At 42.0% G+C, this 26,323-nt stretch carries 26 protein-coding genes; 16 read left to right on the top strand and 10 right to left on the bottom strand.

Annotated features, from left to right (window positions below):
- The first annotated feature begins 199 nt into the window (after nucleotides 1–199).
- Together ACRCA4_RS01765 and ACRCA4_RS01770 are read left to right on the top strand one after the other, a co-directional pair.
- Nucleotides 200–1,381 carry an NAD(P)/FAD-dependent oxidoreductase gene (locus ACRCA4_RS01765; protein WP_433183278.1) on the top strand — a complete coding sequence of 394 codons (1,182 nt, stop codon included), beginning with the start codon at nucleotides 200–202 and terminating at the stop codon, nucleotides 1,379–1,381.
- An 88-nt stretch (nucleotides 1,382–1,469) separates the two neighbouring features.
- A complete protein-coding gene (locus ACRCA4_RS01770) occupies nucleotides 1,470–2,396 on the top strand; it encodes a cation diffusion facilitator family transporter (RefSeq protein WP_433183280.1) in 927 nt (308 codons plus the stop codon).
- Between the two features lie 18 nt (nucleotides 2,397–2,414).
- Here the strand turns inward: ACRCA4_RS01770 and ACRCA4_RS01775 are convergent, their stop codons facing one another.
- The 10 genes from ACRCA4_RS01775 to ACRCA4_RS01820 all read right to left on the bottom strand — a co-directional run bounded on the left by ACRCA4_RS01775 (nucleotide 2,415) and on the right by ACRCA4_RS01820 (nucleotide 13,333).
- Nucleotides 2,415–3,158: a class I SAM-dependent DNA methyltransferase gene (locus tag ACRCA4_RS01775; protein ID WP_433183283.1), complete on the bottom strand. Its 744-nt coding sequence runs from the start codon at nucleotides 3,156–3,158 to the stop codon at nucleotides 2,415–2,417.
- Between the two features lie 93 nt (nucleotides 3,159–3,251).
- Nucleotides 3,252–4,079 carry a DNA ligase gene (locus ACRCA4_RS01780; RefSeq protein ID WP_433183286.1) on the bottom strand — a complete coding sequence of 276 codons (828 nt, stop codon included), beginning with the start codon at nucleotides 4,077–4,079 and terminating at the stop codon, nucleotides 3,252–3,254.
- Between the two features lie 161 nt (nucleotides 4,080–4,240).
- Entirely contained in the window at nucleotides 4,241–4,708 is a 468-nt protein-coding gene (gene greB / locus ACRCA4_RS01785; protein ID WP_433183289.1) for a transcription elongation factor GreB, read from the bottom strand.
- Between the two features lie 171 nt (nucleotides 4,709–4,879).
- Entirely contained in the window at nucleotides 4,880–6,466 is a 1,587-nt protein-coding gene (gene purH / locus ACRCA4_RS01790; RefSeq protein ID WP_433183291.1) for a bifunctional phosphoribosylaminoimidazolecarboxamide formyltransferase/IMP cyclohydrolase, read from the bottom strand.
- A 99-nt stretch (nucleotides 6,467–6,565) separates the two neighbouring features.
- Nucleotides 6,566–6,856 carry a DNA-binding transcriptional regulator Fis gene (gene fis, locus ACRCA4_RS01795; RefSeq protein WP_070048402.1) on the bottom strand — a complete coding sequence of 97 codons (291 nt, stop codon included), beginning with the start codon at nucleotides 6,854–6,856 and terminating at the stop codon, nucleotides 6,566–6,568.
- A 17-nt stretch (nucleotides 6,857–6,873) separates the two neighbouring features.
- A complete protein-coding gene (dusB, locus tag ACRCA4_RS01800; protein ID WP_433183294.1) occupies nucleotides 6,874–7,845 on the bottom strand; it encodes a tRNA dihydrouridine synthase DusB in 972 nt (323 codons plus the stop codon).
- A 252-nt stretch (nucleotides 7,846–8,097) separates the two neighbouring features.
- On the bottom strand, nucleotides 8,098–8,994 hold the full coding sequence (locus ACRCA4_RS01805) for a phosphoribulokinase (protein ID WP_433183297.1): 897 nt from the start codon (nucleotides 8,992–8,994) through the stop codon (nucleotides 8,098–8,100).
- Nucleotides 8,995–9,092: 98 nt separating this feature from the next.
- Nucleotides 9,093–10,901, bottom strand: a complete 1,809-nt coding sequence (locus ACRCA4_RS01810; protein WP_433183300.1) for an ExeM/NucH family extracellular endonuclease — start codon at nucleotides 10,899–10,901, stop codon at nucleotides 9,093–9,095.
- 300 nt (nucleotides 10,902–11,201) lie between these two features.
- Complete coding sequence (gene purD / locus ACRCA4_RS01815; protein WP_433183303.1) at nucleotides 11,202–12,488, bottom strand: phosphoribosylamine--glycine ligase; 1,287 nt, start codon at nucleotides 12,486–12,488, stop codon at nucleotides 11,202–11,204.
- 20 nt (nucleotides 12,489–12,508) lie between these two features.
- Entirely contained in the window at nucleotides 12,509–13,333 is an 825-nt protein-coding gene (locus ACRCA4_RS01820) for a class I SAM-dependent methyltransferase (protein ID WP_433183306.1), read from the bottom strand.
- A gap of 172 nt (nucleotides 13,334–13,505) precedes the next feature.
- Between ACRCA4_RS01820 and trmJ the strand changes: the two genes are divergently transcribed.
- The 14 genes from trmJ to ispG all read left to right on the top strand — a co-directional run bounded on the left by trmJ (nucleotide 13,506) and on the right by ispG (nucleotide 26,261).
- A complete protein-coding gene (gene trmJ / locus ACRCA4_RS01825; RefSeq protein ID WP_433183308.1) occupies nucleotides 13,506–14,249 on the top strand; it encodes a tRNA (cytosine(32)/uridine(32)-2'-O)-methyltransferase TrmJ in 744 nt (247 codons plus the stop codon).
- A gap of 1 nt (nucleotide 14,250) precedes the next feature.
- Nucleotides 14,251–15,060 carry a serine O-acetyltransferase gene (gene cysE / locus ACRCA4_RS01830; RefSeq protein ID WP_433183311.1) on the top strand — a complete coding sequence of 270 codons (810 nt, stop codon included), beginning with the start codon at nucleotides 14,251–14,253 and terminating at the stop codon, nucleotides 15,058–15,060.
- Between the two features lie 98 nt (nucleotides 15,061–15,158).
- Nucleotides 15,159–15,644, top strand: coding sequence for a Fe-S cluster assembly transcriptional regulator IscR (gene iscR / locus ACRCA4_RS01835; protein WP_433183314.1), 486 nt, complete (start codon nucleotides 15,159–15,161; stop codon nucleotides 15,642–15,644).
- Nucleotides 15,645–15,663: 19 nt separating this feature from the next.
- Nucleotides 15,664–16,878: an IscS subfamily cysteine desulfurase gene (locus tag ACRCA4_RS01840; RefSeq protein WP_433183316.1), complete on the top strand. Its 1,215-nt coding sequence runs from the start codon at nucleotides 15,664–15,666 to the stop codon at nucleotides 16,876–16,878.
- 30 nt (nucleotides 16,879–16,908) lie between these two features.
- The gene (gene iscU / locus ACRCA4_RS01845; protein ID WP_433183319.1) at nucleotides 16,909–17,292 is read left to right on the top strand and encodes a Fe-S cluster assembly scaffold IscU; all 384 of its coding nucleotides are present in this window, start codon (nucleotides 16,909–16,911) and stop codon (nucleotides 17,290–17,292) included.
- A gap of 5 nt (nucleotides 17,293–17,297) precedes the next feature.
- The gene (gene iscA / locus ACRCA4_RS01850) at nucleotides 17,298–17,621 is read left to right on the top strand and encodes an iron-sulfur cluster assembly protein IscA (RefSeq protein ID WP_433183322.1); all 324 of its coding nucleotides are present in this window, start codon (nucleotides 17,298–17,300) and stop codon (nucleotides 17,619–17,621) included.
- 14 nt (nucleotides 17,622–17,635) lie between these two features.
- Nucleotides 17,636–18,160, top strand: coding sequence for a co-chaperone HscB (gene hscB, locus ACRCA4_RS01855; protein ID WP_433183324.1), 525 nt, complete (start codon nucleotides 17,636–17,638; stop codon nucleotides 18,158–18,160).
- 8 nt (nucleotides 18,161–18,168) lie between these two features.
- Nucleotides 18,169–20,025, top strand: coding sequence for a Fe-S protein assembly chaperone HscA (gene hscA, locus ACRCA4_RS01860; protein ID WP_433183327.1), 1,857 nt, complete (start codon nucleotides 18,169–18,171; stop codon nucleotides 20,023–20,025).
- A gap of 3 nt (nucleotides 20,026–20,028) precedes the next feature.
- A complete protein-coding gene (gene fdx / locus ACRCA4_RS01865; protein WP_433183330.1) occupies nucleotides 20,029–20,364 on the top strand; it encodes an ISC system 2Fe-2S type ferredoxin in 336 nt (111 codons plus the stop codon).
- A gap of 235 nt (nucleotides 20,365–20,599) precedes the next feature.
- Nucleotides 20,600–21,031 carry a nucleoside-diphosphate kinase gene (ndk, locus tag ACRCA4_RS01870; RefSeq protein ID WP_433183333.1) on the top strand — a complete coding sequence of 144 codons (432 nt, stop codon included), beginning with the start codon at nucleotides 20,600–20,602 and terminating at the stop codon, nucleotides 21,029–21,031.
- A gap of 123 nt (nucleotides 21,032–21,154) precedes the next feature.
- On the top strand, nucleotides 21,155–22,279 hold the full coding sequence (locus ACRCA4_RS01875) for a bifunctional tRNA (adenosine(37)-C2)-methyltransferase TrmG/ribosomal RNA large subunit methyltransferase RlmN (protein ID WP_433183336.1): 1,125 nt from the start codon (nucleotides 21,155–21,157) through the stop codon (nucleotides 22,277–22,279).
- An 18-nt stretch (nucleotides 22,280–22,297) separates the two neighbouring features.
- Nucleotides 22,298–24,235 (top strand): type IV pilus biogenesis/stability protein PilW, encoded by a 1,938-nt coding sequence (gene pilW / locus ACRCA4_RS01880; protein ID WP_433183339.1) that lies wholly within the window; start codon nucleotides 22,298–22,300, stop codon nucleotides 24,233–24,235.
- Nucleotides 24,232–25,158 carry a RodZ domain-containing protein gene (locus ACRCA4_RS01885; protein WP_433183342.1) on the top strand — a complete coding sequence of 309 codons (927 nt, stop codon included), beginning with the start codon at nucleotides 24,232–24,234 and terminating at the stop codon, nucleotides 25,156–25,158. Before pilW ends, ACRCA4_RS01885 begins: the two co-directional genes overlap by 4 nt.
- 2 nt (nucleotides 25,159–25,160) lie before the next feature.
- Nucleotides 25,161–26,261 carry a flavodoxin-dependent (E)-4-hydroxy-3-methylbut-2-enyl-diphosphate synthase gene (gene ispG, locus ACRCA4_RS01890; RefSeq protein ID WP_433183345.1) on the top strand — a complete coding sequence of 367 codons (1,101 nt, stop codon included), beginning with the start codon at nucleotides 25,161–25,163 and terminating at the stop codon, nucleotides 26,259–26,261.
- The last annotated feature ends 62 nt before the right edge of the window (nucleotides 26,262–26,323 follow it).

The raw sequence follows: 26,323 nt of genomic DNA on the forward strand, positions 1-26,323 counted from the left end.
GCTTATGTAAGTATTATAAAGACTGCGTTGTTACAAAAATGTTTACACTGGCGATATATGGTTAATGATTATATCTTATACTAAAAATGAATATGCAGAATCAGCCATTTTGGCTTTCTTTCCTATTTTTTTGCCATTGCATCCCAAAGGCGACTACATGACAATAGACAGCCACCTAATAAGATAAATAAGTAGCAGCATGCAGCATTATGATGTGATAGTAATTGGAGCCGGCGCAGCAGGATTAATGTGTGCAATAGAAGCCGGTAAGCGGGGTAGAAAGGTTTTAGTGCTAGACAATGGTAAGCGTGTAGGCCGTAAAATATTAATGTCTGGCGGTGGCCGCTGTAATTTTACTAATATGTACACTAGCCCAGATAATTTCCTATCGCACAATCGCCATTACTGTAAGTCTGCATTAAGTCGTTATACGCAATGGGATTTTCTAGCCTTAGTGCAACAGCATCAGATCCCGTACCATGAAAAGACTTTAGGTCAGTTGTTTTGTGATAACAGCGCAAAAGATATAGTACAAATGCTGGTGACAGAAGCTAAAGCTGCTGGTGTTGAAATAGCGCTACAGCAACATATTCAGCAGGTAACTAAAACAGATGCTGGTTTTATTGTTGAAACCCCTGCCGTTAACAGAGCCTGCACTAGCTTAGTAGTAGCAAGTGGGGGGTTAAGCCTACCTAATTTAGGCGCTACTGCTTTTGGTTTTCAATTAGCCGAACAATTTGGTCTTAATGTCCTGCCTTTACGTGCTGCTTTAGTGCCGGTAACCTGGCAACCGGCAGATAAAGCTATTTTCGAAGAAATTAGCGGCGTATCACTGCCAGTAACGGCCGAAGCAAACGGAACAGTTTTTCCTGAAGATATGCTATTTACCCACCGTGGCTTAAGTGGCCCAGCAATATTACAGGTTTCTAGCTATTGGCAACCTGGTGATGATATTGAAGTAAACTTATCACCAGAAACAGATATCCATGCCTTTTTAACCAGCCAACAACAAAGCCACCCTGAGCAAGAACTAAAAACCGCGCTAGCTAAATTATTACCTAAGCGCTTAGTTGAAAAGCTCCTAGAAATGCAGATTATTAGTAACCAGCCGTTAAAAGCGTTAAATAGTAAAAGCAGCCAAACCATAGCGAATCGTTTACATGGTTATATTTTTAAGCCCAATGGCACTGAAGGCTATAGAACAGCAGAAGTCACTTTAGGCGGCGTAGACACCAATGATTTGTCATCTAAAACCATGGCAGCTAAAGAACAGGATAACTTATATTTTATTGGCGAAGTCGTCGACGTTACCGGTTGGCTAGGTGGCTACAACTTCCAATGGGCCTGGGCCAGCGGCTGGGTAGCTGGGCAGTATTGTTAGTGATTAAAGGCAAACAGTTATAGTGTGCTAATAATCGCTATAGTTCCATAATAATTAATTAGATAAACCTATTAAGTTAAGGTTCTAAATGCATAATCATCATAGCCACGGACATAGCCATCATCACGCTAGCGGAAGCGATGCGTCAAGGCGTATTGGTTGGGCGTTTTTTCTTAATGTTAGCTTTACTATTATCGAGTTTATTGGTGGCTGGTTAACCAACAGTACGGCAATTATGGCTGATGCCGTGCATGATCTAGGCGATAGCTTATCTATTGGCTCCGCTTGGTTGTTAAATAAGCTTAGCGACAAAGATGCTAACAGTACTTTTTCTTATGGCTATAAGCGTTTTTCGTTATTAGGTGCCTTAATTAATGGCACAGTGTTAACTATTGGCTCTATTTGGGTTTTATTAACGGCTATTCCGCGTTTATTTGATCCTGTTATGCCCCATGCTGAAGGCATGTTAATTTTTGCTATTTTCGGCATAGCAGTAAATGGCTTTGCAGCTTATAAACTTAGTGCCGGTAAAACCTTAAATGAGCGGGTGCTAAATTGGCATTTGTTAGAAGACGTACTTGGCTGGGTTGCCGTGTTTATCGTGTCTATAGTCTTGATGTTTAAGCCTTGGCCTATTCTTGACCCCATTCTATCGATTGGTTTTACCTTATTTATTCTATTTAATGTGCTGCGCAACCTTAAGCTTACTGTTATGTTATTTTTACAAGCCGCGCCAGATAAAGAGGTCGTTAAACAGGTAAGGCAAGTGTTGCTGGCAAGGCTACAAGTTGCTGCCTTGCATCATTTTCATATTTGGTCTTTAGATGGCGAGCACAGTGTGATGTCGGTGCATCTTGAATTAAAATCAAACATCACAATTGCTGATATGAAGCAGTTAAAACAACAACTAGATCAAGCGTTAGCTAAATTTGAATTTGCTCATACTACTATAGAACTAGAATTTGCCGATGAAGCCTGTCGAGATCAAAGTAGCGTAGACGATGTGCAGCATTGAAGATTTAGTATTGAATGCTTAGCGTTTGACACAAGCAAATAGTGCGTTGCCTGTGTCAGCTTGGTAGGGCTGCACACTGTCGTAATTATGCTCTAGCATATAAATTTCAAACCATGGCAATAGCAGTTGCTGGAGTTGATCAAAGCTTACCGCGACCATCGTATGCTGATCTTGCCAATGCTTAACCACATTTGCATTGGTTTTGCTTATATTGAGTTTTAAAGCTTGCGTTTCGCCTTGGCCTGAGTAATACCAAGCAGAAGCAAAATCAAATCGTTTATTATCGTGCACCGTACTGTGACGAACAGCGCTGTTATTACAAATTTTATTTTTATCAACCGCATTAAAGCAGAAGAGTCCTGCCGGAGTTAATGCCTGATATGCGTGCGCTATGCATTGCTGTAATTGATTTATGCTCGGGTTGTAATGCAGTGAATATAAAAAACAGGTTATTAAATCTACCGGCTGTGCTAGCGTAAACTGGTTCATATTCTGCAATATAAAACTAGCTTCAGGGCAGCGAGCTTGCGCTATGTCTAACATAGGCTGATTAATATCTAAGCCCGTGCAATGGTAGCCATGATCAATAAAATGGCGAATATGTGGTCCTGTGCCGCAGGCTAAATCAAGGTGATTCTTGCCGCCGTTACCAAATAAAGAGTTTAACCGCATTACGGCTAGGCTTTGCTGCTGATAATTTATATCGCAACACATTAAGTCATAGTAGTGGGATAAATCGGTATATAACTGAGTTGACGACATTACGGATACTGACAGCAAATTTAAGGTGCCGCATCATATAGTAGTTCAGCATATAAGCGAAGATGGCAGTAGTAGTATTATGCTACTATGTTATTAAAACGCTTTATGCACCCGTAAAAAGCGAGCAAAACGGGGTAAACCGTTTTTAGTTAGACCGTTATATCTATAGGTTATAGTAGCGCCAATGTTAGGTGGGGTTTGCCGTAACTCATCAGTTAAGCCACTGCCAATGGCAAACTCTTTACCTTCTGTTGTTTTAACAATGATGGCGCCAACCATGCCCTGATACTTGCCCTTTCCGGGGCGATAGCCAATGACTTCAGCTTCGGTATCTCGGTAAGTTTTTAATTTAAGTAAATCAGTATTTCTACCCGTTTTATATAAGGCATCTTGATGATGGAGCATTAACCCTTCGGCGCCAGACTTTTCAAGATCGTGAAGCTTATTTACGAGCAGTGTTTTATTGGCTATACGAAACTGGGGAACCCACTTTAGAAACGGACTATTTTGTTGCTTGATCATCGTTTGCATAGCTTTAATGCGTTGGCTAAATGTCCCTGTAGCATTGGGTAATTCGAATATGTAATAGCTAACTTGTCGCCATTCTTTATCAATAGGGTTATGCTTACTGACAATACTTAAAGTATCAGCAAACTTATTTCGGCCAATCCACAGCTCACCATCCAATTCAATTGGAGGAAAATCAGCAACAAACCAAGCAGGAGCCGAAATAAGGTTGCCACCACGAGAAATTAATTGTTTACCATCCCAAAATGCGCGAACACCATCCAGTTTCTCGCTTACCCAATACTGTTCCACATCAACTGAATCGTTATAAACCTCAGCTAGTAATAAGTCAGGCTTTGTCGCTGCAGCTGGTTGAAAACAACAGATTAGAAATAAAATTAACATTCTGTTCATTACTTGGCATCCTTTTATTTAAAAATAAAAGTATAGTGATTAAGCGCGCATGCGCAAGAAAATGGTGATACACAAAATGGGAAGTTTGATTCAATGGTCATTACACCACTCTGGTCTTTATTATTTTCATTAACAGTTTATTAATATGCACTGACCCCATATTAATAGTTTATCTGGTTGATGAGCCAAGTTTTAGGGCCGGTTGGGGTTTGGACCGTTATTTCACTGTCGACAGTTTGTTTTAATAGGGAGCGGGCCATGGGTGAGTCTATGGAGATGTAATCGTTTCGGCCATATATTTCATCTGGGCCAACAATGCGTAGCTTTTTTATTTCACCTGCGTCATTTTCTATTTCTACCCAAGCACCAAAAAATACTTTACCCTCTTGTTGCGGTGAATAATTCACAATTTTTAGCACTTCAAGCCGTTTGCGCAAAAAGCGTACTCTAGAGTCTATCTGGCGTAATAAACGTTTGTTTTCTTTATAGTCAGCATTTTCTGATCTGTCTCCTAAGCTAGCTGCCCAAGCAACTTTTTTTGTTATTTCTGGCCGGTATTCGCGCCATAAATAGTTTAATTCTTGATTAAGTTTGTTATAGCCTTCAGCAGTAATTAAATTAGTTCTCATTTAAGCTGCCCATAAATATTATTAGATGCACTAGATTCTACTGCGCTTAAATTTAACAGCAAGTGTCAGGGGATTTTAAGCTTGGCATAAGTAAAAAAAGCCGCTGTTGCGGCTTTTTATCAGACTAACTATTTGGATACATGATATTTGCTTAGCTATGTACTTAGTACCTTAGTGGCGGAAGTGTCTAACGCCAGTAAAGACCATTGCCATACCATGTTCGTCGGCAGCAGCAATTACTTCAGCATCACGCATTGAACCACCAGGTTGAATAACAGCCGTAATACCGGCCGCAGCTGCAGCGTCTATACCGTCGCGGAACGGGAAGAAAGCATCAGAGGCCATCACTGAGCCTTTCACTTCTAAATTTTCATCAGCGGCTTTAATGCCGGCAATTTTAGCGCTGTAAACACGGCTCATTTGGCCTGCGCCAACTCCAATGGTCATGCTGTCTTTAACATAAACAATGGCGTTAGATTTAACGTATTTAGCGACTTTCCAGCAGAATAATAAGTCGGTTAACTCTTGCTCTGTTGGTTGACGCTTACTGACTACTGTTAAGTCGTCAGCGGTGATCTTAGCTTGATCGCGGTCTTGTAATAAGATACCGCCATTAACTTGCTTAATATCAATTGCAGCTGTTGTTTGGCTAAATTCACCACAAACTAATAAACGCACATTTGGCTTAGAGCCAACTGCGGCAACTGCGGCTTCTGTTGCTGAAGGGGCGATAATCACTTCAACAAATTGTTGGCTAATAATGGCGTTAGCTGTGGTTTCGTCTAATTCACGGTTAAAAGCAATAATGCCACCAAAAGCGGATGTTGGGTCTGTTTTATAAGCACGGCTATAAGCGTCTAAAATAGACTCACCAATGGCCACTCCACAAGGGTTTGCATGTTTAACAATAACGCAGGCCGGCTCGGCAAACTCTTTAACGCACTCTAATGCGGCGTCAGTGTCGGCAATGTTGTTATAAGATAGAGCTTTACCTTGTAGCTGTGTTGCGCTTGAAACTGATGCTGTTTGGCTGTTGTTATCAACATAAAAGGCAGCTTGCTGATGGCTGTTTTCGCCATAGCGTAAATCTTGTTTTTTAACAAACTGAGTGTTGTAGGTACGCGGGAACTTGTTACCTGCTTCTGAAGGCGTGGTATAGGCTGGTAATTTAGTACCAAAGTAGTTCGCTATCATGCCGTCGTATTGCGCAGTGTGTTCAAAAGCGCTTATGGCTAGGCTAAAGCGGGTGCAGTGATTGGTTGCTCCGTTATTTTGCTGCATTTCTGCAATAACCATGTCGTAATCGCTGGCGTTAACAACAATAGTGACATCTTTATGGTTTTTTGCTGCTGCGCGTACCATAGTAGGACCGCCAATATCGATATTTTCGATGGCATCTTCTAAGGTGCAGCCTGGTTTTGCAACCGTGCTGGCAAATGGGTATAAATTAACTACAACTAGGTCGATATGGCTGATATTGTTTTGAGTCATCACATCTTCATCAATACCGCGACGGGCTAAGATACCACCATGAACTTTAGGGTGCAGGGTTTTTACTCTGCCATCCATAATTTCGGCATGGCCGGTGTAATCAGAAACTTCTATTACATTAATGCCTTGTTCGGTAAGTAATTTAGCGGTACCGCCGGTAGAGAGAATTTCAACATTCAAGTCTGCTAAAGCACGGGCAAATTCTACAATACCAGTTTTGTCTGAGACGCTTAATAGCGCGCGGCGGATGGGGCGTAGTGTGGTCATTTTTAAAATCTCATTTCGCGTTTAGAAATTGGTTATAGCTAATAATAAAAAAGCACCCGAAGGTGCTTAGGTCGCAGGACAAGGTGCCCTGCGTTGGCATTAACCCATGCCGTATTGCTTTAATTTCTTGCGAAGGGTACCGCGGTTGATACCCATCAAGTTAGCGGCGCGGGTTTGGTTACCGCGAGTATACTTCATAACTTCTTCCAGTAACGGGCGCTCTAATTCAGATAAGACCAACTCGTACAAATCATCAACGTCCTGACCGTTTAATTGCTGCAGGTAGTTAGCAACAGCTTTTTGGGCTGCGCTACGCAAAGCTTGTGGCTTTTCCTGCGTTTGTACGTGGGCGTTAGTAATAAATGGCGAAGTAACGTTCGAATTAAACATTGCTTTTCTCTTTTACGTTAGGTTGCTGCTAGTTTATGAAAATAGTCATTTAAGGCAATAAGCTGGGTTTGAGCCTGCTCAATGCCATTGAATTCACTACGAAACACGCCGAGCTTGTCATGCTCGGCTAAATACCAGCCCACATGTTTGCGGGCAATGCGAGAACCGGCATGCTCACCATAAAGTTGGTGTAAACCCTGCACGTGTTCCAGCATAATTTGGCGTACCTCAGCAATGCTAGGTGCGTCCAGTTTCTCGCCAGTAGCCAAGTAATGCACTACTTCGCGGAAAATCCATGGTCTGCCTTGGGCAGCACGTCCAATCATAATGGCATCAGCCCCAGTGTAATCCAGAACAAACTGAGCTTTCTCCGGGCTGTTAATGTCACCGTTAGCGATAACAGGAATAGAAACTGCGTTCTTAATAGAGCGTATGGTATCGTATTCTGCTTCGCCTTTGTACATACAAGCCCGAGTTCTACCGTGTACAGCTAGAGCTTGAATGCCATTATCTTGGGCAATCTGCGCAATTTGCAGACCGTTTTTATTATCTTGATCCCAACCGGTACGAATTTTTAACGTAACCGGCACTGTTACGGCATCGACAACTGCACGAACAATGCTTTGCACGAGATCGGGGTATTGCAACAAAGCCGATCCGGCTAATTTTTTATTCACTTTTTTTGCTGGGCAGCCCATATTAATGTCGATAATGTCTGCGCCATTATCGACATTATAGCGTGCTGCTTCAGCCATTTGTTCTGGATCAGCGCCGGCAATTTGAATAGAGCAGATACCTGACTCTAACCGGTGACCCATTCGAAGCTGAGATTTTTCGCTTTGCCATACCAAAGGGTTACTCGACATCATTTCAGACACAGCTAAAGCTGCACCAAAGCGCCGACAGAGCTCCCTAAACGTGTGATCGGTAACTCCTGCCATAGGAGCACAAATTACTTTGTTTGCTAACTGGTATGGACCTATCTGCACTACTCAATCCACCGCTCGACCCTTAAGGGGCGCTAAGTTTACGGATTTTTTGCCGCAAAGCAAAGGTTATTTTTTAAACAAATTGATAAATTTATTAGGGGTTGTTGTCTTGACTTTCGCTAAACGGCTTAAAAACAGTATTTTGTAACGCAGACTAAACAGCTAAGGCGAATTTTAATAATAACTAATTGTTTGTTAGTTTGTTTTTTAATCGATATGAAATAGCTATTTTTTCTTTTTTAGCCAAATTTATTATGTACCTAACCAATCTACTTGGCCTCTTGCTTGGCGGCGTTTAATCATTAAGTCTTCAACTAATGGCGTTAATATGAGTTCCATAGCCAGGGCCATTTTGCCACCAGGTACCACTAAGGTATTTACTCGTGACATAAAAGAACCATTTATCATTCGCAAATAATAGGGGAAATCGACATGCTTAATGCCGCGAAAGCGAATAACAACAAAGCTTTCATCTAGTGAAGGAATATCTTTAGCACTAAAGGGGTTTGAAGTATCTACTGTAGGTACACGTTGAAAGTTAATATGGGTACGTGAGAACTGCGGCGTAATATGATTAATATAATCATCCATGCTGCCAACGATACTTGCTTGTACTGCTTCACGACTATGGCCGCGCTCTGAGGTGTCACGAATAATCTTTTGGATCCACTCTAAGTTAACAATAGGCACCATGCCAATGAGCAAATCAACATGTTGGGCAATATTGTTTTGCTCGGTAACCGCGCCACCATGCAAGCCTTCATAGAATAATAGATCGGTGTTTTCGCCTATATGCTGCCAAGGCGTAAAAGTGCCGGGCAATTGGTTATAAGGCACCGCTTCATCAAACGTATGCAAATAATGGCGAACTTTACCACTACCGGTTTGGGCATAGCTGGTAAAAAAGCTTTCTAGAGCGGCAAAATCATTGGCTTCAGGGCCAAAATAGCTGATATAGCGACCTTGCTCTTTGGCTTTACGAATCGCCACTTCCATTTCCGGGCGGCTAAAGCGATGAAAACAATCACCTTCAACAAATGCAGCATTAATGCCTAGAGTACGAAAAATATGTTTAAAGGCGGTACCCGTTGTTGTCGTACCGGCTCCAGATGAGCCGGTAATGGCAATAATAGGATTTTTATGCGACATAAATAACACCACAGTTAATCATAAGGCTGAATACCTTAATCTATAGCCCGAGCTTTGTGCAACATATTAATAATTTGTATGCCCAGCTTAACTAAGTATTAAAACATAAAGGTGACAATAACAGGATCATGATCAGACGAGCGATAAGGGCCAGGTGCAAAATACTCAGTTTGTTGCGAGGTTGATTTATACTCTAGATTATAATCTAAGGCGGCAGGTTCATCGGCGTTAATGGCCCAATGTTGAATATGCTGTAAATGTTTTGCCAGCTCAGGGCTTGCTAAAGCGTGATCTAAAGAGCCAGTTCGACCGCGATATACATAGGAATAAGCTGCGGTTTCAGGTTTGGCTAAATGCTGCCAGCCAGCCCGTTCTAGTGCCGTAACGGGATCTTCCATTCTATAGGCGTTTAAATCGCCAAGGATCAGGTGTTTATTGGTTTTTATACCTGTTGGAAAGCTGCTTAGCCAGTGATCTAGAGCAAGACTACTGGCTACACGCTTTTTATTCCAACAACCTTGGCCATCATAATTATTAGCATCCGCCTTATCACTCTGTTTATTGCAGCTGCCCTTAGATTTAAAATGGTTGATGCTAAGCGTTACTGTTTCTGCTGAGGCTAAATGGACAAAGCTTTGAGCAAGAGGCACTCGGCTGCCTTGATTAAACGGGGCGGTAAAAGACAGCGCGGCCTTACCTACGGGTTTAACTGTGCTGGGGCGGTATAATATAGCTACTTTAATGGCATCGTCGCCTGGCGCAGCTTTACTGCGTATAAATTGATAAGGGCCAGTTTTGCTGGCGCGGTTTAAGGCATTGGTTAAATCGGCAATAGCGCTGTGTTTACCATAGCCATTATTTTCAACTTCTAATAAGCCTATAACATCGGCATCTAAAGCAGCTAAGGCGTGAATGATTTTTACTTTTTGCCGTTCAAATTCGGCTTTTGTTGTTGCGCCACGTTCTGTGGGAAAGGCTTTTTTTCTGTTACTGCCATTAAAGTAATTCAATACATTAAAACTGGCAAAACGTAATGCGTGCTTGGGTTTAGCATCAGGCTCTTGTGGTCTAGGATTAGCAACTATAAAGTTAGGTGGCGTAGTGGGTACTAACTTATAGCCGCGTTTATCTTCAATGAGTATGCCCGTGACATGGCTAACTTTATCGCCAATACGTAAAGTGTTAGTCGCGCTTAGTTTAGGGCTTGGGTAAGCTACTGGATCAGGATTTTGCTGCCATAAACCGTCATCTATAACTAACATTTGCTGTTGCTGTTGTGCATATAATGCATTAGCTGCGTGACCTGGCGTCATAATTTCAGTTGGCACCATAAACCTTGACGCTGCAACGGTAATTTCACCATAGCGAGGTAAGTCATAACTATCATTAACAACCAGCTGTTGGTTAAAGCTTAGCCATTGCCCTTCTAACTGTTCCCAACTAAGATGCTTTGGTAAGGGTAACTTTATCTCTGTAGGCTTAAGCGCAACATTGGTTTGGCAAAGCTGGCTTTGCTGCAGCTTAGTTAAGCTGGTCATGCCATCTATTTCAGTAACGGTGCCGGTTAGCTGTACTTGCTGTCCTAGCTGCACGGTGCGACTAAGGACAGGATCTGCGATAAATAAGCCGTTACTAGCAGGCTTTGCTGACGAAGAATGCTCAGCTTTTTCTGCTTGAATACTAAAACCCGCCATAGGGCTGTTAGGGTAAATAATATGACTCACTATGCCTTGGGTGGTGACGACTTTACCTTGCATGGGACTCGCAGCACTTGTGCCTTGGATCTCGTTAATAGCGGTATAGTGTTTGGCACATTGGTTATCACTAGCTAGCGTTGAAAAAGGTGTCAGTAATGTAGCTGCTGTCAAAATGTAGGCAGACAGAGTAAAAGTAGCTAGGGTAGTCATAAGTCAGCGTACCTATTATAAAAGATTAACTAAAGAAATGATTAGATAGCGAGTAGGATAACATAACATAAGTGGCTTCACTTATCGCCAGATTAGTTTAGTGCAATAGTTTAATTCAATAGCTAAGTTCGAAGCTTAATTCTATAGTTTAGGACAATGGTTATCTAGCTAAGCGTGGTATCAAATCGATTAAAAATAGACTTATTACTGAATAGTAAAGGCCAAAAAAGGGCTAAATAAGTATTCAGCCCGTTTTAGTAATGATGTTTAACGCACTTAAGGGTGCAAGTAAGCTAAAACTTAGTTTTGTTCACGTTTTATGGCGCGATAGCCAATATCTGTGCGATAAAACATACCTTCCCAGCTAATTTTTTTCGCTAATTGATAAGCTGCTTGCTGAGCGGAGCTTACATTTTCACCTAAGGCTGTGGCGCATAAAACTCGGCCACCGCTAGTAACAATTTGGCCATTTTCTTGGGCTGTGCCAGCATGGAAAACTTTAGCTGTTGCAGTATCAGCATTTGTTAAGCCGTTTATTATTAGACCTTTAGCATAGCTATCAGGATAACCACCGGCTGCTAATACAACACCTACAGCGGCTTGTGACTTAAACTGGATAGTTTGTCCTGCTAACTGGGTATTACAAGCATCTAAACAAAGCTGCACTAAGTCAGACTCTAGACGCATCATAATAGGCTGTGTTTCAGGATCACCAAAGCGGCAGTTGAATTCTAGTACCTTAGCGCTGCCATCTTTTGCAATCATTAAACCTGCATATAAGAAACCGGTGAAAACAATGCCTTCATCAGCCATGCCGTTAACGGTTGGGTAAATTACTTTTTCCATTACCCAGTCATGCACTTCTGGGGTGACAACAGGTGCTGGAGAATAGGCGCCCATACCGCCCGTATTTGGGCCTAAGTCGCCATTGTCACGCGCTTTATGATCTTGCGAAGAGGCAAAAGGCAGCGCGGTTTTACCGTCAACCATTACAATAAAAGAAGCTTCTTCACCTGTTAGAAACTCTTCTATTACCACTCGGCTACCGGCTGAGCCAAACTTATTTCCCGCTAACATATCGTCAATAGCGGCATAAGCTTCAGCTGGGGTTTGCGCAATAATCACGCCTTTACCTGCGGCTAAGCCATCGGCTTTAATAACAATAGGAGTGCCTAACTTATCAACAAACGCCTTAGCCGGTTCTATCTCTGTAAAGGTTTGATAAGCAGCGGTTGGAATATTGTGTCTAGCTAAGAAATCTTTAGCAAAGGCTTTTGAGCTTTCTAATTGAGCAGCTGCTTGACTTGGACCAAAGATAGCTAGGCCCTCAGCATTAAAGGCATCGACAACGCCTTTAGCTAGAGGGGCTTCAGGGCCAACAATAGTTAAACCGATTTGCTCTTTTTTAGCAAAGTCAAGTAAAGCGCTAACATCATCTGCTGCTATGGCAACATTGTGTAAGTTAGCCTCATTAGCCGTGCCAGCATTGCCAGGTGCAACAAAAACCTCAGTTGTTAAATTAGACTGAGCCGCTTTCCATGCTAAGGCATGTTCACGGCCACCGCCGCCGATTACCAATACTTTCATTAAGTTATCCGTCGTTTCAATTATGGAGTTAAAGGTTTACGAAATTTTAAAGTCATACGATTACTTTCGCCAATGGCTAAATATTTAGCTCTATCTTGCTCTTTTAAGCGCAATGAAGGCGGAAGGGTCCAGACACCATGTTTATAATCAGCTGTATCTTTAGGGTTAGCATTAATATCGCTTGTAGCCTCTAACACAAAACCAGCCTGTTCAGCCAGCTTTATAGCGAGTTCCTCAGGTACATAACCGCTTTTTAACCAATCTGAATCTTTTTGCGCTAATGGCAGGCTATGTTCCACCACACCGAGTATGCCGCCAGGTTTTAATGCCGTATAAAATTGTTTGTATGCGTTTAATAAAGCTTCATCACCATTTTGGCTATACCAGTTATGCAAATTACGAAAGGTTAAGACAATATCTGCGCTATTAGCTGGGGCTATTGCTTCAGAATGGTTGATAGCAAATTCAGTAAGGACTACCCGATTATAAATAGGGTTATCAGCCAGTTTTTTGACAAAGTTAGCACGGCTGTTTTTGTAGTACTCCGAGCTTGTATTTGTTGGGAAATGCGCTGCATATAACTTGCCTTTTTCAGCTAACAGCGGCGCTAGGATCTCAGTATACCAGCCACCACCAGGTGAAATTTCAACAACAGTGCTGCTTGGCGTTACCTCAAAAAAATTAAGTGTTTGTGCAGGATGGCGATATTGGTCGCGCTGTATATTGCTGCTCGTGCGGCTGTTATGGTCAACCGCTGATTGAATAGCGTCTAGGTGAGTATCTGCGTTGCTAAATGGGCTTAATAAACAAGCAGATAAAACGAACGCTAATGAAGCTATTTTCATGCTGGGTATCCTCTGAGGGAAAATTTGGCTTTAGTGTAGCAAAGCCAAGTTAAAAATACAGAATTTCATTGTTAATATCTTAGTCAATTAAGCTCAGCCAAGTTGCGTCTTTTTCGTAAACAAACCGATTAGGCTATGGTAGAATGCCGACCCTTTGAAGCGGGACGACTTAATGTTAGAGCAGATTAGAATTGTATTAGTCGGCACCAGCCACACCGGAAATATAGGCTCGGTAGCACGTGCGATGAAAACAATGGGGTTATCAAACCTTTATTTAGTTGCACCTAAAGAACAGCCAGACGGCCAGGCTTATGCTCTGGCTGCCGGGGCCAGTGATATTTTAGCTAAAGCTAAAATTTTTGACTCTTTAGCCCCAGCCATCGCCGATTGTGGCTTAGTTGTAGGCAGCAGTGCACGGTCTCGCACCCTTAGTTGGCCAATGTTAGAGCCAAGAGAATGCGGTATAAAGTCGGTAACTGAAGCCAAGCAGCATCCGGTAGCCTTAGTCTTTGGTCGAGAAAGCAGTGGCTTATCTAATGAAGAACTGCAGCTTTGTAATTATCATGTGTGTATTAATGCCAACCCTGAATATAGCTCACTGAATTTAGCCATGGCAGTGCAATTGGTGTGTTATGAAGTGCGAATGGCATGGTTAGCCCAAGGTGAGCAGAGTAAAACTGAAGACGAAGCTAGCTACCCAAGCAATGCTCAAATGGAAAGCTTTTATCAGCATTTAGAGCAAACACTTGACGATACAGGCTTTATTATTAAGCAGCATCCGGGTGTTGTAATGACAAAGTTAAAGCGCTTGTTTAACCGGGCTCGGCCTGAAGAAGCAGAATATAATATTTTACGTGGTATTTTAACCTCGGTGCAGCGCTTTGGTTCTGCTGCAACAAGGCTAAAGGAGAAATAATATGTTTGCTGGTATTCGCGAAGATATAAAAAGTGTCTTTAGTCGCGACCCTGCGGCACGTAATGCGTTTGAGGTACTAACCACTTATCCTGGTTTACATGCAATTTGGTGGCACAGATTAAGCCACCGTTTATGGCGAGCAAACTGGACTTGGTTAGCCCGTTTTATTAGCACTTTTGCTCGTTGGATCACCGGTGTTGAAATTCACCCAGGTGCCAAAATTGGCCGCCGTTTCTTTATAGACCATGGCATGGGAGTAGTAATAGGTGAAACAGCTGAAATTGGTGATGACTGTACTTTATATCATGGTGTGACCTTAGGGGGGACTAGCTGGAGCGCTGGCAAACGCCACCCAACTTTAGGTAATGGCGTTGTTATTGGTGCTGGCGCTAAAGTATTAGGCCCACTCATTGTGGGCGAAAATGCCCGTATTGGTTCTAATGCGGTGGTGGTGAAAAATGTGCCAACAGGAGCAACCGTAGTTGGTATTCCTGGACGAATTGTAGCCAGAGCCGATGTTACCTTAAGTGATGAACGTAAGCATATGGCGAAAAAGTTTGGTTTTGATGCCTATGCCGTTGCCGAAGATAATCCTGATCCGGTTGCTAATGCAATAGGTAGAATGCTTGATCATATTCAAGTGTTAGATAATAAGATTGCTGAGCTTTGTGAAGGTGTTAATCAGCTTGGTGGTAATGTTTGTAGCAAAGTGCCAACTGTGGATATTGGTGAAGAAGATTTCTTACAAGCTGAGCAAAAAGCCGCACAAACACGAGCTAAGGATATTGAAGCCTTTGATCCTGAAATTTAACTGTATGCTAGCTCAATACTTGACTGTTTTAGTCAGCTTAATACTTGACTAAATTGGTCAGGTATGTAGAATGGAGCTATAATTTTCAGGAGCAGACTATGAGATTAACATCCAAAGGACGTTATGCAGTAACCGCTATGTTAGATGTAGCCTTGCACAAAGCGACTGGCCCTGTATCTCTTGCTGACATTTCAGAACGCCAAGGCATTTCGCTTTCTTATCTTGAGCAATTATTTGCTCGCCTGCGTAAGTATGGCTTAGTTAGTAGTGTGCGTGGTCCCGGTGGTGGTTATCAATTAAGCAAAGATGCTTCTTTGATAACGGTATCTGACGTTATTGCAGCGGTAGATGAGTCGGTAGATGCGACACGTTGTCAAGGAAAGTCTGATTGCCAAGGCGGCATGCGTTGTTTAACTCATACCCTTTGGAGCGAGTTAAGCCACCGTATAGAAGATTTCCTAACCAACATTTCGTTGGGCGAGCTGGTAAACCAGCAAGATGTAAAAACCGTAGCAAAGCGGCAACTTGATAGTCGTAATGTAAAGAATCCGGCAACTGATATAGACGTCAGTTGTCAGCTGTAAGCAAAACACGGAGCAAATAATGAAGCTACCTATTTATCTTGACTACGCTGCAACGTCTCCAGTTGATAAGCGTGTTGCTGAAAAAATGATGCAGTTTATGACGATGGACGGTGAATTTGGTAACCCTGCATCACGTTCGCATCGTTTTGGTTGGCAAGCAGAAGAGGCGGTAGAAATAGCCCGCAGCCAAGTGGCCGATTTAATTAACGCCGACCCGCGTGAAATTGTGTTCACTTCAGGTGCTACTGAGTCAGATAACTTAGCCATTAAAGGTGCTGCTAACTTTTACCATAAAAAAGGTAAGCACTTAATTACGGTTAAAACAGAACATAAAGCGGTGCTAGATACCATGCGCCAGTTAGAGCGTGAAGGTTATGAAGTGACTTATTTAGAGCCGCAAACTGATGGTCTTTTAACACTGGAGCAAATTGAAGCGGCAGTGCGTCCAGACACCACGGTAATTAGTGTTATGTTTGTAAATAATGAAATTGGTGTGGTGCAAGATATAGCAGCGATTGGCGAGTTTTGCCGTAGCAAAAATATTCTGTTCCATGTTGATGCCGCACAAGCACCAGGTAAAGTTGAAATTGACTTACAAACTTTAAAAGTTGACTTAATGTCTTTCTCTGGTCACAAAGCTTATGGCCCTAAAGGCATTGGTGCTTTATATGTACGTCGTAAACCTCGTATTCGTTTAGAAGCTCAAATGCACGGTGGTGGTCATGAGCGCGGTATGCGTTCAGGCACTTTAGCCACGCACCAGATAGTTGGTATGGGTGAAGCCTTTGCTTTAATGAAGCAAGAAATGGCCGCTGAAAATAAACGTATTACTATTTTACGTGACCGCTTATTAAAAGGCGTTGAAGGTATAGAACAAGTCTTTTTGAACGGTAATGCTGAACATCGCGTACCGCATATTACCAATATTAGCTTTAACTTTGTTGAAGGTGAGTCTTTGATTATGGCATTAAAAGATATTGCCGTGTCATCAGGTTCTGCCTGTACTTCTGCTAGCCTAGAGCCATCATATGTATTACGAGCTTTAGGTATGAGCGACGAACTGGCACACAGTTCAATTCGATTCAGTATCGGTCGCTACACAACAGAAGAGCAAATAGATCACACTATTAAGATTGTCCATCAAGCAATAGAAAAGCTACGTGCAATGTCACCACTTTGGGATATGTACAAAGACGGTATCGATTTAAACACTGTGGCTTGGGTTGCGCACTAAGCGTAACTGACCACTAGAGAGGTAATTATCATGGCATACAGCGATAAAGTAATTGATCACTATGAAAATCCACGTAACGTGGGTTCATTTGATGCAGACGATAACAGTGTAGCAACCGGTATGGTTGGTGCTCCAGCTTGTGGCGACGTAATGAAGCTGCAAATTAAAGTGAGTGCTGATGGCATTATTGAAGATGCAAAATTCAAAACCTATGGTTGTGGCAGTGCGATTGCATCTAGCTCATTAGTAACAGAATGGGTTAAGGGTAAAAGTTTAGCTGAAGCGCAAGAAATCAAAAATACCGATATTGCGCAAGAACTAGCTTTACCGCCAGTGAAAATTCACTGTTCAATTTTAGCCGAAGATGCAATCAAAGCTGCTATTGCTAACTATAAGCAAAAGCAAGGAGAATAAGTCGTATGGCGATTTCGATGACAGCAGCTGCAGCAGACCGAGTGCGTAGCTTTTTACATAACCGTGGCAAAGGTATTGGCTTGCGGGTAGGTGTAAAAACCACGGGCTGTTCTGGATTAGCCTACGTGCTAGAGTTTGTCGATACGCTGAACGAAGACGACCAAGTGTTTGAACATGATGACTTAAAGTTAGTGGTCGATGGCAAAAGCTTGGTCTATATCGATGGTACACAGCTAGATTTTGTTAAAGAAGGCCTAAATGAAGGTTTTCAGTTTAACAACCCTAACGTCGATGGCGAATGTGGTTGTGGTGAAAGCTTTACAGTATAACGTTTAGGGTTCTGATGAATTATTTTCAGCTGTTTAATTTACCCACTCAGTTTGATATTGATCTTGCTGAGTTAAGCTCGCGCTATCTTAAGCTGCAGCGCCAGTTTCATCCCGATAAACACTCAGCCGGCTCAGAACGTGATCGGCTGATGTCTGTTCAGCAAACTGCCAATATTAATGATGCTTACCACAGCTTGAAGCACCCTTTGCTTCGAGCTGAGCATATATTGGCCTTGCGTGGCCTAATGCTTGACGATGAACAACGCAGCTTTAATGATCCGATGTTTTTAATGCAACAAATGACCTTGCGTGAGCAGCTAGCCGAGATTAAAACGGCCACTGATCCTGACGATGTTATTGATCATGTTGAAGCTGAGTTACTGCAAGCAAAAAAACACTTGTTGGCGCAGTTAGCTCAAGCTCTTGAGCAAGATAAACCAGAGCAAGATCAGCAAGCCGCGGATCTTATCCGCAAACTTAAATTTTTCTATAAATTGCAGCATGAGCTGGAATTAATAGAACAGCAACTAAAAGACTAAACAATACTATGGCGTTATTACAGATCGCGGAACCTGGCCAAAGTACTGCCCCTCATCAGCACAAACTGGCTGCAGGCATTGACCTAGGTACAACCAATTCATTAGTCGCAACCGTGCGCAGTGGCGAAGCTAAAACTTTGTTTAATGAGCAAGGCTATGACATGTTGCCATCAGTGGTTCGTTATACTGCTGAGCAGGTTATTGTTGGCCAAGCAGCCATGCAGGCAGCAGTAAGCGATGCTGAAAATACCATAGTGTCGGTAAAACGATTAATGGGTAAGGGCTATGCAGAAATTGCCCAATTAAATGAAAAAGTCCCTTATCGGCTAATAGACCAGCAGGGCCTAGTGGCTATTGATACTGCGCAAGGCATTAAAAATCCCGTAGAAGTATCAGCTGAAATTTTAGCTAACCTAGCCACTACAGCAAGTAAAGCCTTAGGTGGTGAATTAAATGGGGTAGTTATTACTGTTCCGGCCTATTTTGATGATGCGCAACGCCAAGCGACCAAAGATGCTGCAACTTTAGCCGGACTTAACGTTTTACGGCTATTAAATGAGCCGACAGCTGCGGCATTAGCCTATGGCCTAGATTCTGGTCAAGAAGGCGTAGTGGCTGTGTACGACTTAGGTGGTGGCACCTTTGATATTTCTATTTTACGTTTACGCCGTGGCATTTTTGAAGTGTTAGCCACAGGTGGTGACGCGGCTTTAGGCGGTGATGATTTTGATCATGCCATTGTAGCTTGGCTGCAACAACAAACAGGCGAGACTAGCTTAAACCATCAAGCCATGCGCCAATATTTAACTACTGCACGTAGTGTTAAAGAACAATTAACGGACAGCGAACTGGTCGAATTTTCATTGCCGACAGCTCAAGGTCATTATAACGGTAGTTTAAGTCGGACTGATTTTGAACAGTTAGTTGCCGCTTTAGTTAAAAAAACTACCCGTACTTGTCGCCAAGTATTACGTGATGCGGGTGTAACGGCTGATGAAGTTGTTAAAGTGGTTATGGTTGGCGGTAGTACTCGTGTTCCTTGTGTTCGCAGTGGTGTGGCCAGCTTTTTCAATACAGAGCCCTTAACAACTATTGACCCCGATAAAGTGGTCGCCATAGGTGCAGCTATTCAGGCTAATGTGCTAGTGGGTAATAAAGCCGACGATGACACCTTGTTATTGGATGTGATCCCGCTGTCGTTAGGCTTAGAAACGATGGGTGGCTTAACCGAGAAAATTATCCCTCGTAATACGGTAATCCCGGTAGCTCGTGCGCAAGAGTTTACTACTTTTAAAGATGGCCAAACTGCTATGGCCTTACATGTTGTGCAAGGTGAGCGAGAATTAGTAGACGATTGTCGCTCGTTAGCGCGGTTTGAATTAAGAAATATCCCTGCTATGCCTGCAGGTGGCGCCCATATCAGAGTAACATTCCAAGTCGATGCGGATGGCTTATTAAACGTGTATGCCGAAGAAAAATCGACTGGCGTTAAATCGAGTATTCAAGTTAAGCCATCTTATGGCCTAACTGATGATCAAGTTGCGACTATGCTAAAAAGCTCGATGCAAAATGCGCGTGAAGACATGCAATTACGTTTATTGCGTGAACAACAAGTTGAAGCTGATCGAGTATTAGAAGCGATTACCCAAGCGTTAGCGGCAGATGCTGCTTTATTAAGTGACGACGAATTACAAAAAATTGAGCAAGCATTAGTTGAATTAGCACAAGTTAAAACGGGTGATGATACTGCAGCCATTAAAGCTGCGATTGAACATACCAATACATTGACTGACGACTTTGCCGCGCGTCGAATGGATAGCTCTATTCGTTTAGCGTTACAAGGTCATAACGTGGACGAGGTTTAGAAAATGCCACAAATCGTATTTTTACCCCATGCAGAATTATGCCCAGAGGGCGCGGCTTTAGAAGCAAAAACGGGCGACACAGTATTAGATGTTGCACTTCGCAATGGTATTTCTATCGAGCATGCTTGTGAGAAGTCTTGTGCTTGCACTACTTGTCATGTCATTGTTCGTGAAGGCTTTTATTCATTAAACGAAAGTGATGAATTAGAAGATGATATGTTAGATAAGGCTTGGGGTTTAGAGCCTGAATCACGCTTAGGTTGCCAAGCTAAAGTAGCTGATGAAGACTTAGTTGTCGAAATTCCAAAATATACTATCAACATGGTAAGTGAAGGTTAATTAGCACAAACAATAAGCTACTGTAACCATAACTAATTAAAACTACGGCCTGTAGCTTTAAGCAAAGGCTGTAGTTTTAAATTTATTCTATTCGCGTAATTCATTTTTTAGCTTAATTGGCTAAAAAATCGACTTTTTAACGGCAACAAATAGGTTTTTTTCTACTTATAGCGTATAATTTGCCGCCTTAAATTTATCATTCAATTTATTTATTAACTTTAATCAGGAGCCTATGATGGCGTTAGAACGTACTTTTTCAATTATTAAACCAGATGCAGTTGCTAAAAATGTAATTGGTGCTATCTACAATCGTTTTGAAACTGCGGGTTTACGTATTGTTGCTTCAAAAATGGTTCACTTAAGCAAAGAACAAGCGGAAGGCTTTTATGCAGAGCATAAAGAGCGTCCATTCTTTAACGCTTTAGTATCATTTATGATCTCTGGTCCAGTTATGGTTCAGGTGTTAGAAGGCGAAAATGCCGTATTGAAAAACCGTGAAATCATGGGTGCAACTAACCCAGCTGAAGCCTTAGCGGGTACTTTACGTGCAGACTATGCTGCTAGCATCGATGAGAATGCGGTTCATGGTTCAGACGCTCCTGAATCAGCTGCTCGCGAAATAGCTTATTTCTTCACTGAAGCTGAGCTTTGTGCACGCACACGTTAATTTTTAACGTATAGTGTTGCTGAATTAAGGGGGCATTTGCCCCCTTAATCTATCTAGATTTATACTCTAGCTAGAATCAGTATTTTATAGATATTGTTTATTGTGGTAAGGAGTGCTCTGGACATGACTGAGCAACAAAAGAAAATTAATTTACTTGATTTATCGCGCAGCGAAGTACAGCAATTATTTGTTGATATGGGTGAGAAGCCATTTCGTGCCGATCAGGTAATGAAATGGATTTACCACTATTGCGTCGATGATTTCGACCTGATGACTAATATCAATAAAGTATTGCGTGAAAAACTAAAAAGTCGCTGCGTAATTGAAGCGCCAGAAGTAGTGATGCAACAAGAAAGTAGCGATGGCACCATTAAGTTTATTATGGGACTTAAAGGTGGCCAAGAGGTTGAAACCGTCTGGATCCCAGAAAAAGATCGCCGCACTTTGTGTGTTTCTTCACAAGTTGGCTGTGCTTTAGACTGTTCGTTCTGTTCTACAGCTCAACAAGGTTTTAACCGTAATTTAAGTGTTTCAGAAATTATTGGTCAAGTTTGGCGCGTCGCTAAGATTATTGGTAGCTATGGTGGTAGTAACGTAAAACCAGTCACTAACGTAGTAATGATGGGGATGGGTGAGCCGCTACTTAATTTAAATAACGTTGTGCCAGCCATGCAGTTAATGCTTGAAGATTACGGTTTTGGCTTATCAAAACGCCGCGTTACCTTAAGTACTTCAGGTGTAGTACCTGCACTAGATTTATTACGCGAGAAAATTGATGTAGCACTAGCAATTTCATTGCATGCGCCTAATAATGCATTACGTGATCAATTAGTTCCGGTTAACCGTAAGTACCCAATGGAAGAGTTTTTAGCCGCTTCACGTCGTTATGTAGATGCCTCTAAAGCTAATGATAAAGTCACCATTGAATATGTCATGTTAGATGGCATTAACGATAGTATGGAGCAGGCACATGAATTAGCGCATGCGTTAAAAGATACGCCGTCGAAAATTAACTTGATTCCATTTAATCCGTACCCTGGTTCTCCATATAAAAGGTCTAGCAATTCTCGTATCGACCGGTTTAACAAAGTCTTACATGAGTATGGCTTTACTGTTATTGTACGTAAAACCCGTGGTGATGATATTGATGCCGCTTGCGGGCAGTTAGTAGGCGATGTGATAGATAGAACAAAACGGCTGATCAAAAAACAAGAAAAAGGACAGCCAATCACGGTGAAATTACTGTAATTATTCAAGGAATGGCCAGTGTTAAAGCGCAAAATTATCGTTGGTATTGCCGCCTGTAGTATTATGCTAACAGGCTGCGTGTCTGAGCAAACCTATGTTGGCAGCGATAAGCCGGTGGCAAATCGCTCGTTCGATAATATTGAGGCGGCCCGCACCCGCATTTCGTTAGGACTCAATTATTTACGTCGTGGCGACTCTTCTGCTGCTAAATATAATTTAGAACGTGCCCGTAGTTTCGCGCCAAATTCTGCAGAAGTTTATAGTGCATTAGCTTATTACTATGAAAATGTAGGCGAAGCAGATCAAGCTGAAGAGCATTACTTAATTGCTATTGATAAAGATCCTAATTATGCGGATGCTTATAATAACTACGGTGCCTTTTTATGCCAGTTACAAAAGTATGAAGCAGCTGAGCGCTTATTATTGAAGGCCATTAGCCGCCCTGGCTATATTCGAGTGGCAGAAAGCTATGAAAATTTAGCTATGTGCCAACTACAGCAGAACAATTTTCGTAAAACCAAGACATATTTAGATAACTCCATTAACCATAATAGTACCCGTATTAGCTCTTTAATACTGTCTTCGGGTTTGTCTTATGCCATGGGAGAAATAAAACAAGCTAAAAATCAATTAGCTAAAATCCAACGGCTAGGTAGAGTGTCTTCTAGAACGGTATTGTTAAGTTATTTAATTGCTGATAAGTCAGGCGATACTGCAACTAAAAACAATGCCGAGCAATTATTACTTACGCTGTATATGGGCTCTGCTGAAACCACCTTATTGTTACAAGATAAGCTAGAGTTAAGTGAGTTTGAATTATTACGCGAGCGATACAAAGAAACATTGATGTCTAATGTCGTAATTCCTACCGCGAACGTAAAAACGGAAGTCATTGCAAAGCCTGTAGAAAATCCAAAGCTGAAAATAGTTAAGCGAAAAACAGATCCTGAGACTGGATCTGCAGTAAATACAGCAGCGAGTTCAGATGCAGACTCGACAAAAAATAGACAGACGAAAACTCATTCTGTTGCGATAAAAGAACCTGAAAATGTAGCTAGCAGCAATACCGTTTCTACAGTGCCAGTATTACAAAATGAGACAACTAATATTGCCAATAGCTTATCAGGTAATAGCAGTGCGGTTGTAGCTAAAGACACACAAGCTCAAGCTCCAGAGGCTATAACTGAAACTTCGACTGTAGGATCTGAAGAGCCCGTTAAAACCGTTAGTGTTGAAGAATTAACAGCGGCTAAAGAGGCCGCATCGGTCGCATTAGCCGCCACTCGTATAGATGAGCTTCCTGAAGAAACTATATTGGTAGAACGTGAATTAAAACCAGTGTTAACTGAAGCAGCTGCGAGTACGAGTAGTGATGGCACAACCACCGCGATTAAACAGCCAGAATTAGAGCAAGCAACAGTTGCAGATGACTCATCAGCAGAGCAAGAAGCTGATTTATTGGCTTATCAAGTGACATCAGAGCCAAAAGTTGTAGTAGAAACAACCGAGATATTGCCAGCTGAAATGGCTGCAGAAAGTTCCGCTGTCATAGAAACAGCGCAACCCGAATACAAGTTCCACTTAGTACAAGATAATGATTCTTTATATGCTATCTCGGTTAAATATAATATTCGCTTACAAAGCTTGATGGACTGGAATAAACTTACTCCAGAGTCAACAATTAAAACAGGCCAGAAAGTTTGGCTGCAAGCCGTGCCTGAAGACAAAGTAGATAGCCGTGCCTTTAATAAGCTAACTAAGGTGACAGCACCTGGACAAGTGGCAATCACAGAGCCCTACCATGAGGTTGCAGCTGGTGAAACTATGTTTGCTATTTCATACCGCTATAATATTAAATTAGACAAGTTTATGGCATGGAACAACCTTAGTGAAACCAGTAGCCTTTATATTGGCCAGAAGCTATTAATCAAGGATCCTGAACTTATAAAACCATGAATATTGAACACGAGCCGGAGCAAGAATTAACTATAGGTCAGATGTTATATCAGGCTCGTACAGCTCGTGGTTTAACGCTTGCTCAAGTTGCATCTCAATTGAATCTCTCGGTACCGGTAATTGAACAATTAGAACAAGATAAATTTAAGGCTCAGATCCAAGAGACTTACGTTAAAGGCTATATTCGTGCCTATGCAAAGTTACTTAAAATTCCAGAGATAAAGCTTAAAGACGCTTTTATGCGCGATGGAGATGCTCATGGCCAAGTTATTAAGCCGATGCAGACATTTTCTAATCGTACTAAACATCAAGCGACAGATAACAAGTTTATTTGGTTAACTTATGGCATTATTGTTTTCTTTATAGCGCTATTAATTGTTTGGTGGTGGCAAACCGAAACCAGCTTTAGTGACTGGGGCTCTGCTAATATCAGCTCAGAACAAGTTGGCTCAACAGATTTAATTGCAGAAAATAAAAACACTGTGGCAGAGCCGCCTATTGTATTAGATAATGCTAAGGTTAATAACACCGAAGCTGCAGATGCTGAGCTCAAGTTGAATGACAATGCAGATGCTAACTTGTTAGCGGCTAATCCTGATGCAACAAGTGAAGCTATGATACAGCCATCAATGAAATTAGCTGAACGAGCTGAAGAAAGTCCTGAACAGCAGCTAGTACAAGACAGTTTAAATATGCAATTTACTGATGCCTGTTGGGTTAATGTTATTGATGCTGAGGGTGAGCGAATTGCATTTGGCACCAAAGAAAAAGGTTATGTAATGACGTTAAAAGGTAAAGCGCCTTTTGTCGTCACCTTAGGTAATCCAGAAGCGGTGGTTATTAATTTTAATAATCAACCTTATGATGTATCTACTTTACCAAAGGGTAGGGTAGCAAAATTTACTATTCCCGGATCTGAGTAACAATGTTTGCAGACAACCCGATTAAACGCCGTGACAGCAGCCAAATTAAAGTGGGTAATGTTCTTATAGGCGGCGATGCACCCATAGCTGTGCAATCAATGACCAATACCTTAACCACAGATGTAGCTGCGACTGTTGCACAAATTAATGCTATTGCTAAAGCTGGTGCAGATTTAGTGCGAGTGTCGGTGCCTACTATGGACGCGGCCGAGGCCTTTAAGTTCATTAAACAACAGTCACCTATTCCTTTAGTTGCGGATATCCATTTTGACTATCGCATAGCTTTAAAAGTCGCAGAGTATGGTGTTGACTGCTTACGAATTAACCCTGGCAATATAGGCCGCGAAGATCGCATTCGCGCTGTTGTTGATGCGGCGCGAGATTACAATATACCCATCCGAATTGGTGTTAATGGCGGCTCACTAGAGGCAGACATTCAAGAGAAATATCATGAGCCAACGGCAGAGGCCCTAGTTGAATCAGCTATGCGTCATGTTGACATATTGGATCGCTTAAATTTCGATCAATTTAAAGTAAGTGTTAAGGCATCAGATGTATTTTTAGCCGTAGGTGCTTATCGCTTGCTAGCTAAACAAATTAAACAACCGCTACATTTAGGCATAACCGAAGCTGGTGGTGCCCGCTCTGGTGCGGTTAAGTCAGCTATTGGTTTAGGCATGTTATTAGCCGAAGGTATTGGTGATACTATGCGTATTTCCTTAGCGGCAGATCCGGTTGAAGAAGTGAAAGTCGCCTTTGATATTTTAAAGTCATTACGCATTCGTTCGCGTGGCATTAACTTTATCGCTTGTCCAAGTTGCTCACGTCAAGAGTTTGATGTGATAAAAACCATGAACCAGCTAGAACAACAACTAGAAGATGTGGTTGAACCCTTAACTGTGTCTGTAATTGGCTGTGTTGTTAATGGTCCAGGTGAAGCCTTAATGTCTGATCTAGGTGTTGCTGGTGCCAACAAAAAAAGTGGCTTCTATATTAACGGCCAACGGCAAAAATTACGCTTAGATAACAGTAATGTTGCTGAACAATTAGAGCAGCAAATACGCAGTTACTTACAACAAAAAATTGCGATACGCCAACTTTAGTAGGCGGATGGCTTAGTCGTTTAATCATGCCGCGTTATAATCGCGGCAAAGTGTTAGTTTTA

This window comes from Rheinheimera sp. WS51, from assembly GCF_050936095.1.
In the GTDB taxonomy this organism is placed as follows: Bacteria; Pseudomonadota; Gammaproteobacteria; order Enterobacterales; family Alteromonadaceae; genus Alishewanella.

What these genes read in the sequence shown, in the direction of transcription:
- fis (WP_070048402.1), bottom strand. Translation starts at nt 6,856, where the DNA reads ATGTTTAATTCGAACGTTACTTCGCCATTTATTACTAACGCCCACGTA.
- iscU (WP_433183319.1), top strand. Translation starts at nt 16,909, where the DNA reads ATGGCATACAGCGATAAAGTAATTGATCACTATGAAAATCCACGTAAC.
- cysE (WP_433183311.1), top strand. Translation starts at nt 14,251, where the DNA reads ATGTTTGCTGGTATTCGCGAAGATATAAAAAGTGTCTTTAGTCGCGAC.
- ACRCA4_RS01805 (WP_433183297.1), bottom strand. Translation starts at nt 8,994, where the DNA reads ATGTCGCATAAAAATCCTATTATTGCCATTACCGGCTCATCTGGAGCC.
- ACRCA4_RS01770 (WP_433183280.1), top strand. Translation starts at nt 1,470, where the DNA reads ATGCATAATCATCATAGCCACGGACATAGCCATCATCACGCTAGCGGA.
- hscA (WP_433183327.1), top strand. Translation starts at nt 18,169, where the DNA reads ATGGCGTTATTACAGATCGCGGAACCTGGCCAAAGTACTGCCCCTCAT.
- fdx (WP_433183330.1), top strand. Translation starts at nt 20,029, where the DNA reads ATGCCACAAATCGTATTTTTACCCCATGCAGAATTATGCCCAGAGGGC.
- ACRCA4_RS01885 (WP_433183342.1), top strand. Translation starts at nt 24,232, where the DNA reads ATGAATATTGAACACGAGCCGGAGCAAGAATTAACTATAGGTCAGATG.
- ACRCA4_RS01765 (WP_433183278.1), top strand. Translation starts at nt 200, where the DNA reads ATGCAGCATTATGATGTGATAGTAATTGGAGCCGGCGCAGCAGGATTA.
- iscA (WP_433183322.1), top strand. Translation starts at nt 17,298, where the DNA reads ATGGCGATTTCGATGACAGCAGCTGCAGCAGACCGAGTGCGTAGCTTT.
- iscR (WP_433183314.1), top strand. Translation starts at nt 15,159, where the DNA reads ATGAGATTAACATCCAAAGGACGTTATGCAGTAACCGCTATGTTAGAT.
- ndk (WP_433183333.1), top strand. Translation starts at nt 20,600, where the DNA reads ATGGCGTTAGAACGTACTTTTTCAATTATTAAACCAGATGCAGTTGCT.
- greB (WP_433183289.1), bottom strand. Translation starts at nt 4,708, where the DNA reads ATGAGAACTAATTTAATTACTGCTGAAGGCTATAACAAACTTAATCAA.
- purH (WP_433183291.1), bottom strand. Translation starts at nt 6,466, where the DNA reads ATGACCACACTACGCCCCATCCGCCGCGCGCTATTAAGCGTCTCAGAC.
- ispG (WP_433183345.1), top strand. Translation starts at nt 25,161, where the DNA reads ATGTTTGCAGACAACCCGATTAAACGCCGTGACAGCAGCCAAATTAAA.
- ACRCA4_RS01775 (WP_433183283.1), bottom strand. Translation starts at nt 3,158, where the DNA reads ATGTCGTCAACTCAGTTATATACCGATTTATCCCACTACTATGACTTA.
- ACRCA4_RS01840 (WP_433183316.1), top strand. Translation starts at nt 15,664, where the DNA reads ATGAAGCTACCTATTTATCTTGACTACGCTGCAACGTCTCCAGTTGAT.
- ACRCA4_RS01810 (WP_433183300.1), bottom strand. Translation starts at nt 10,901, where the DNA reads ATGACTACCCTAGCTACTTTTACTCTGTCTGCCTACATTTTGACAGCA.
- ACRCA4_RS01780 (WP_433183286.1), bottom strand. Translation starts at nt 4,079, where the DNA reads ATGAACAGAATGTTAATTTTATTTCTAATCTGTTGTTTTCAACCAGCT.
- hscB (WP_433183324.1), top strand. Translation starts at nt 17,636, where the DNA reads ATGAATTATTTTCAGCTGTTTAATTTACCCACTCAGTTTGATATTGAT.
- ACRCA4_RS01820 (WP_433183306.1), bottom strand. Translation starts at nt 13,333, where the DNA reads ATGAAAATAGCTTCATTAGCGTTCGTTTTATCTGCTTGTTTATTAAGC.
- purD (WP_433183303.1), bottom strand. Translation starts at nt 12,488, where the DNA reads ATGAAAGTATTGGTAATCGGCGGCGGTGGCCGTGAACATGCCTTAGCA.
- ACRCA4_RS01875 (WP_433183336.1), top strand. Translation starts at nt 21,155, where the DNA reads ATGACTGAGCAACAAAAGAAAATTAATTTACTTGATTTATCGCGCAGC.
- trmJ (WP_433183308.1), top strand. Translation starts at nt 13,506, where the DNA reads ATGTTAGAGCAGATTAGAATTGTATTAGTCGGCACCAGCCACACCGGA.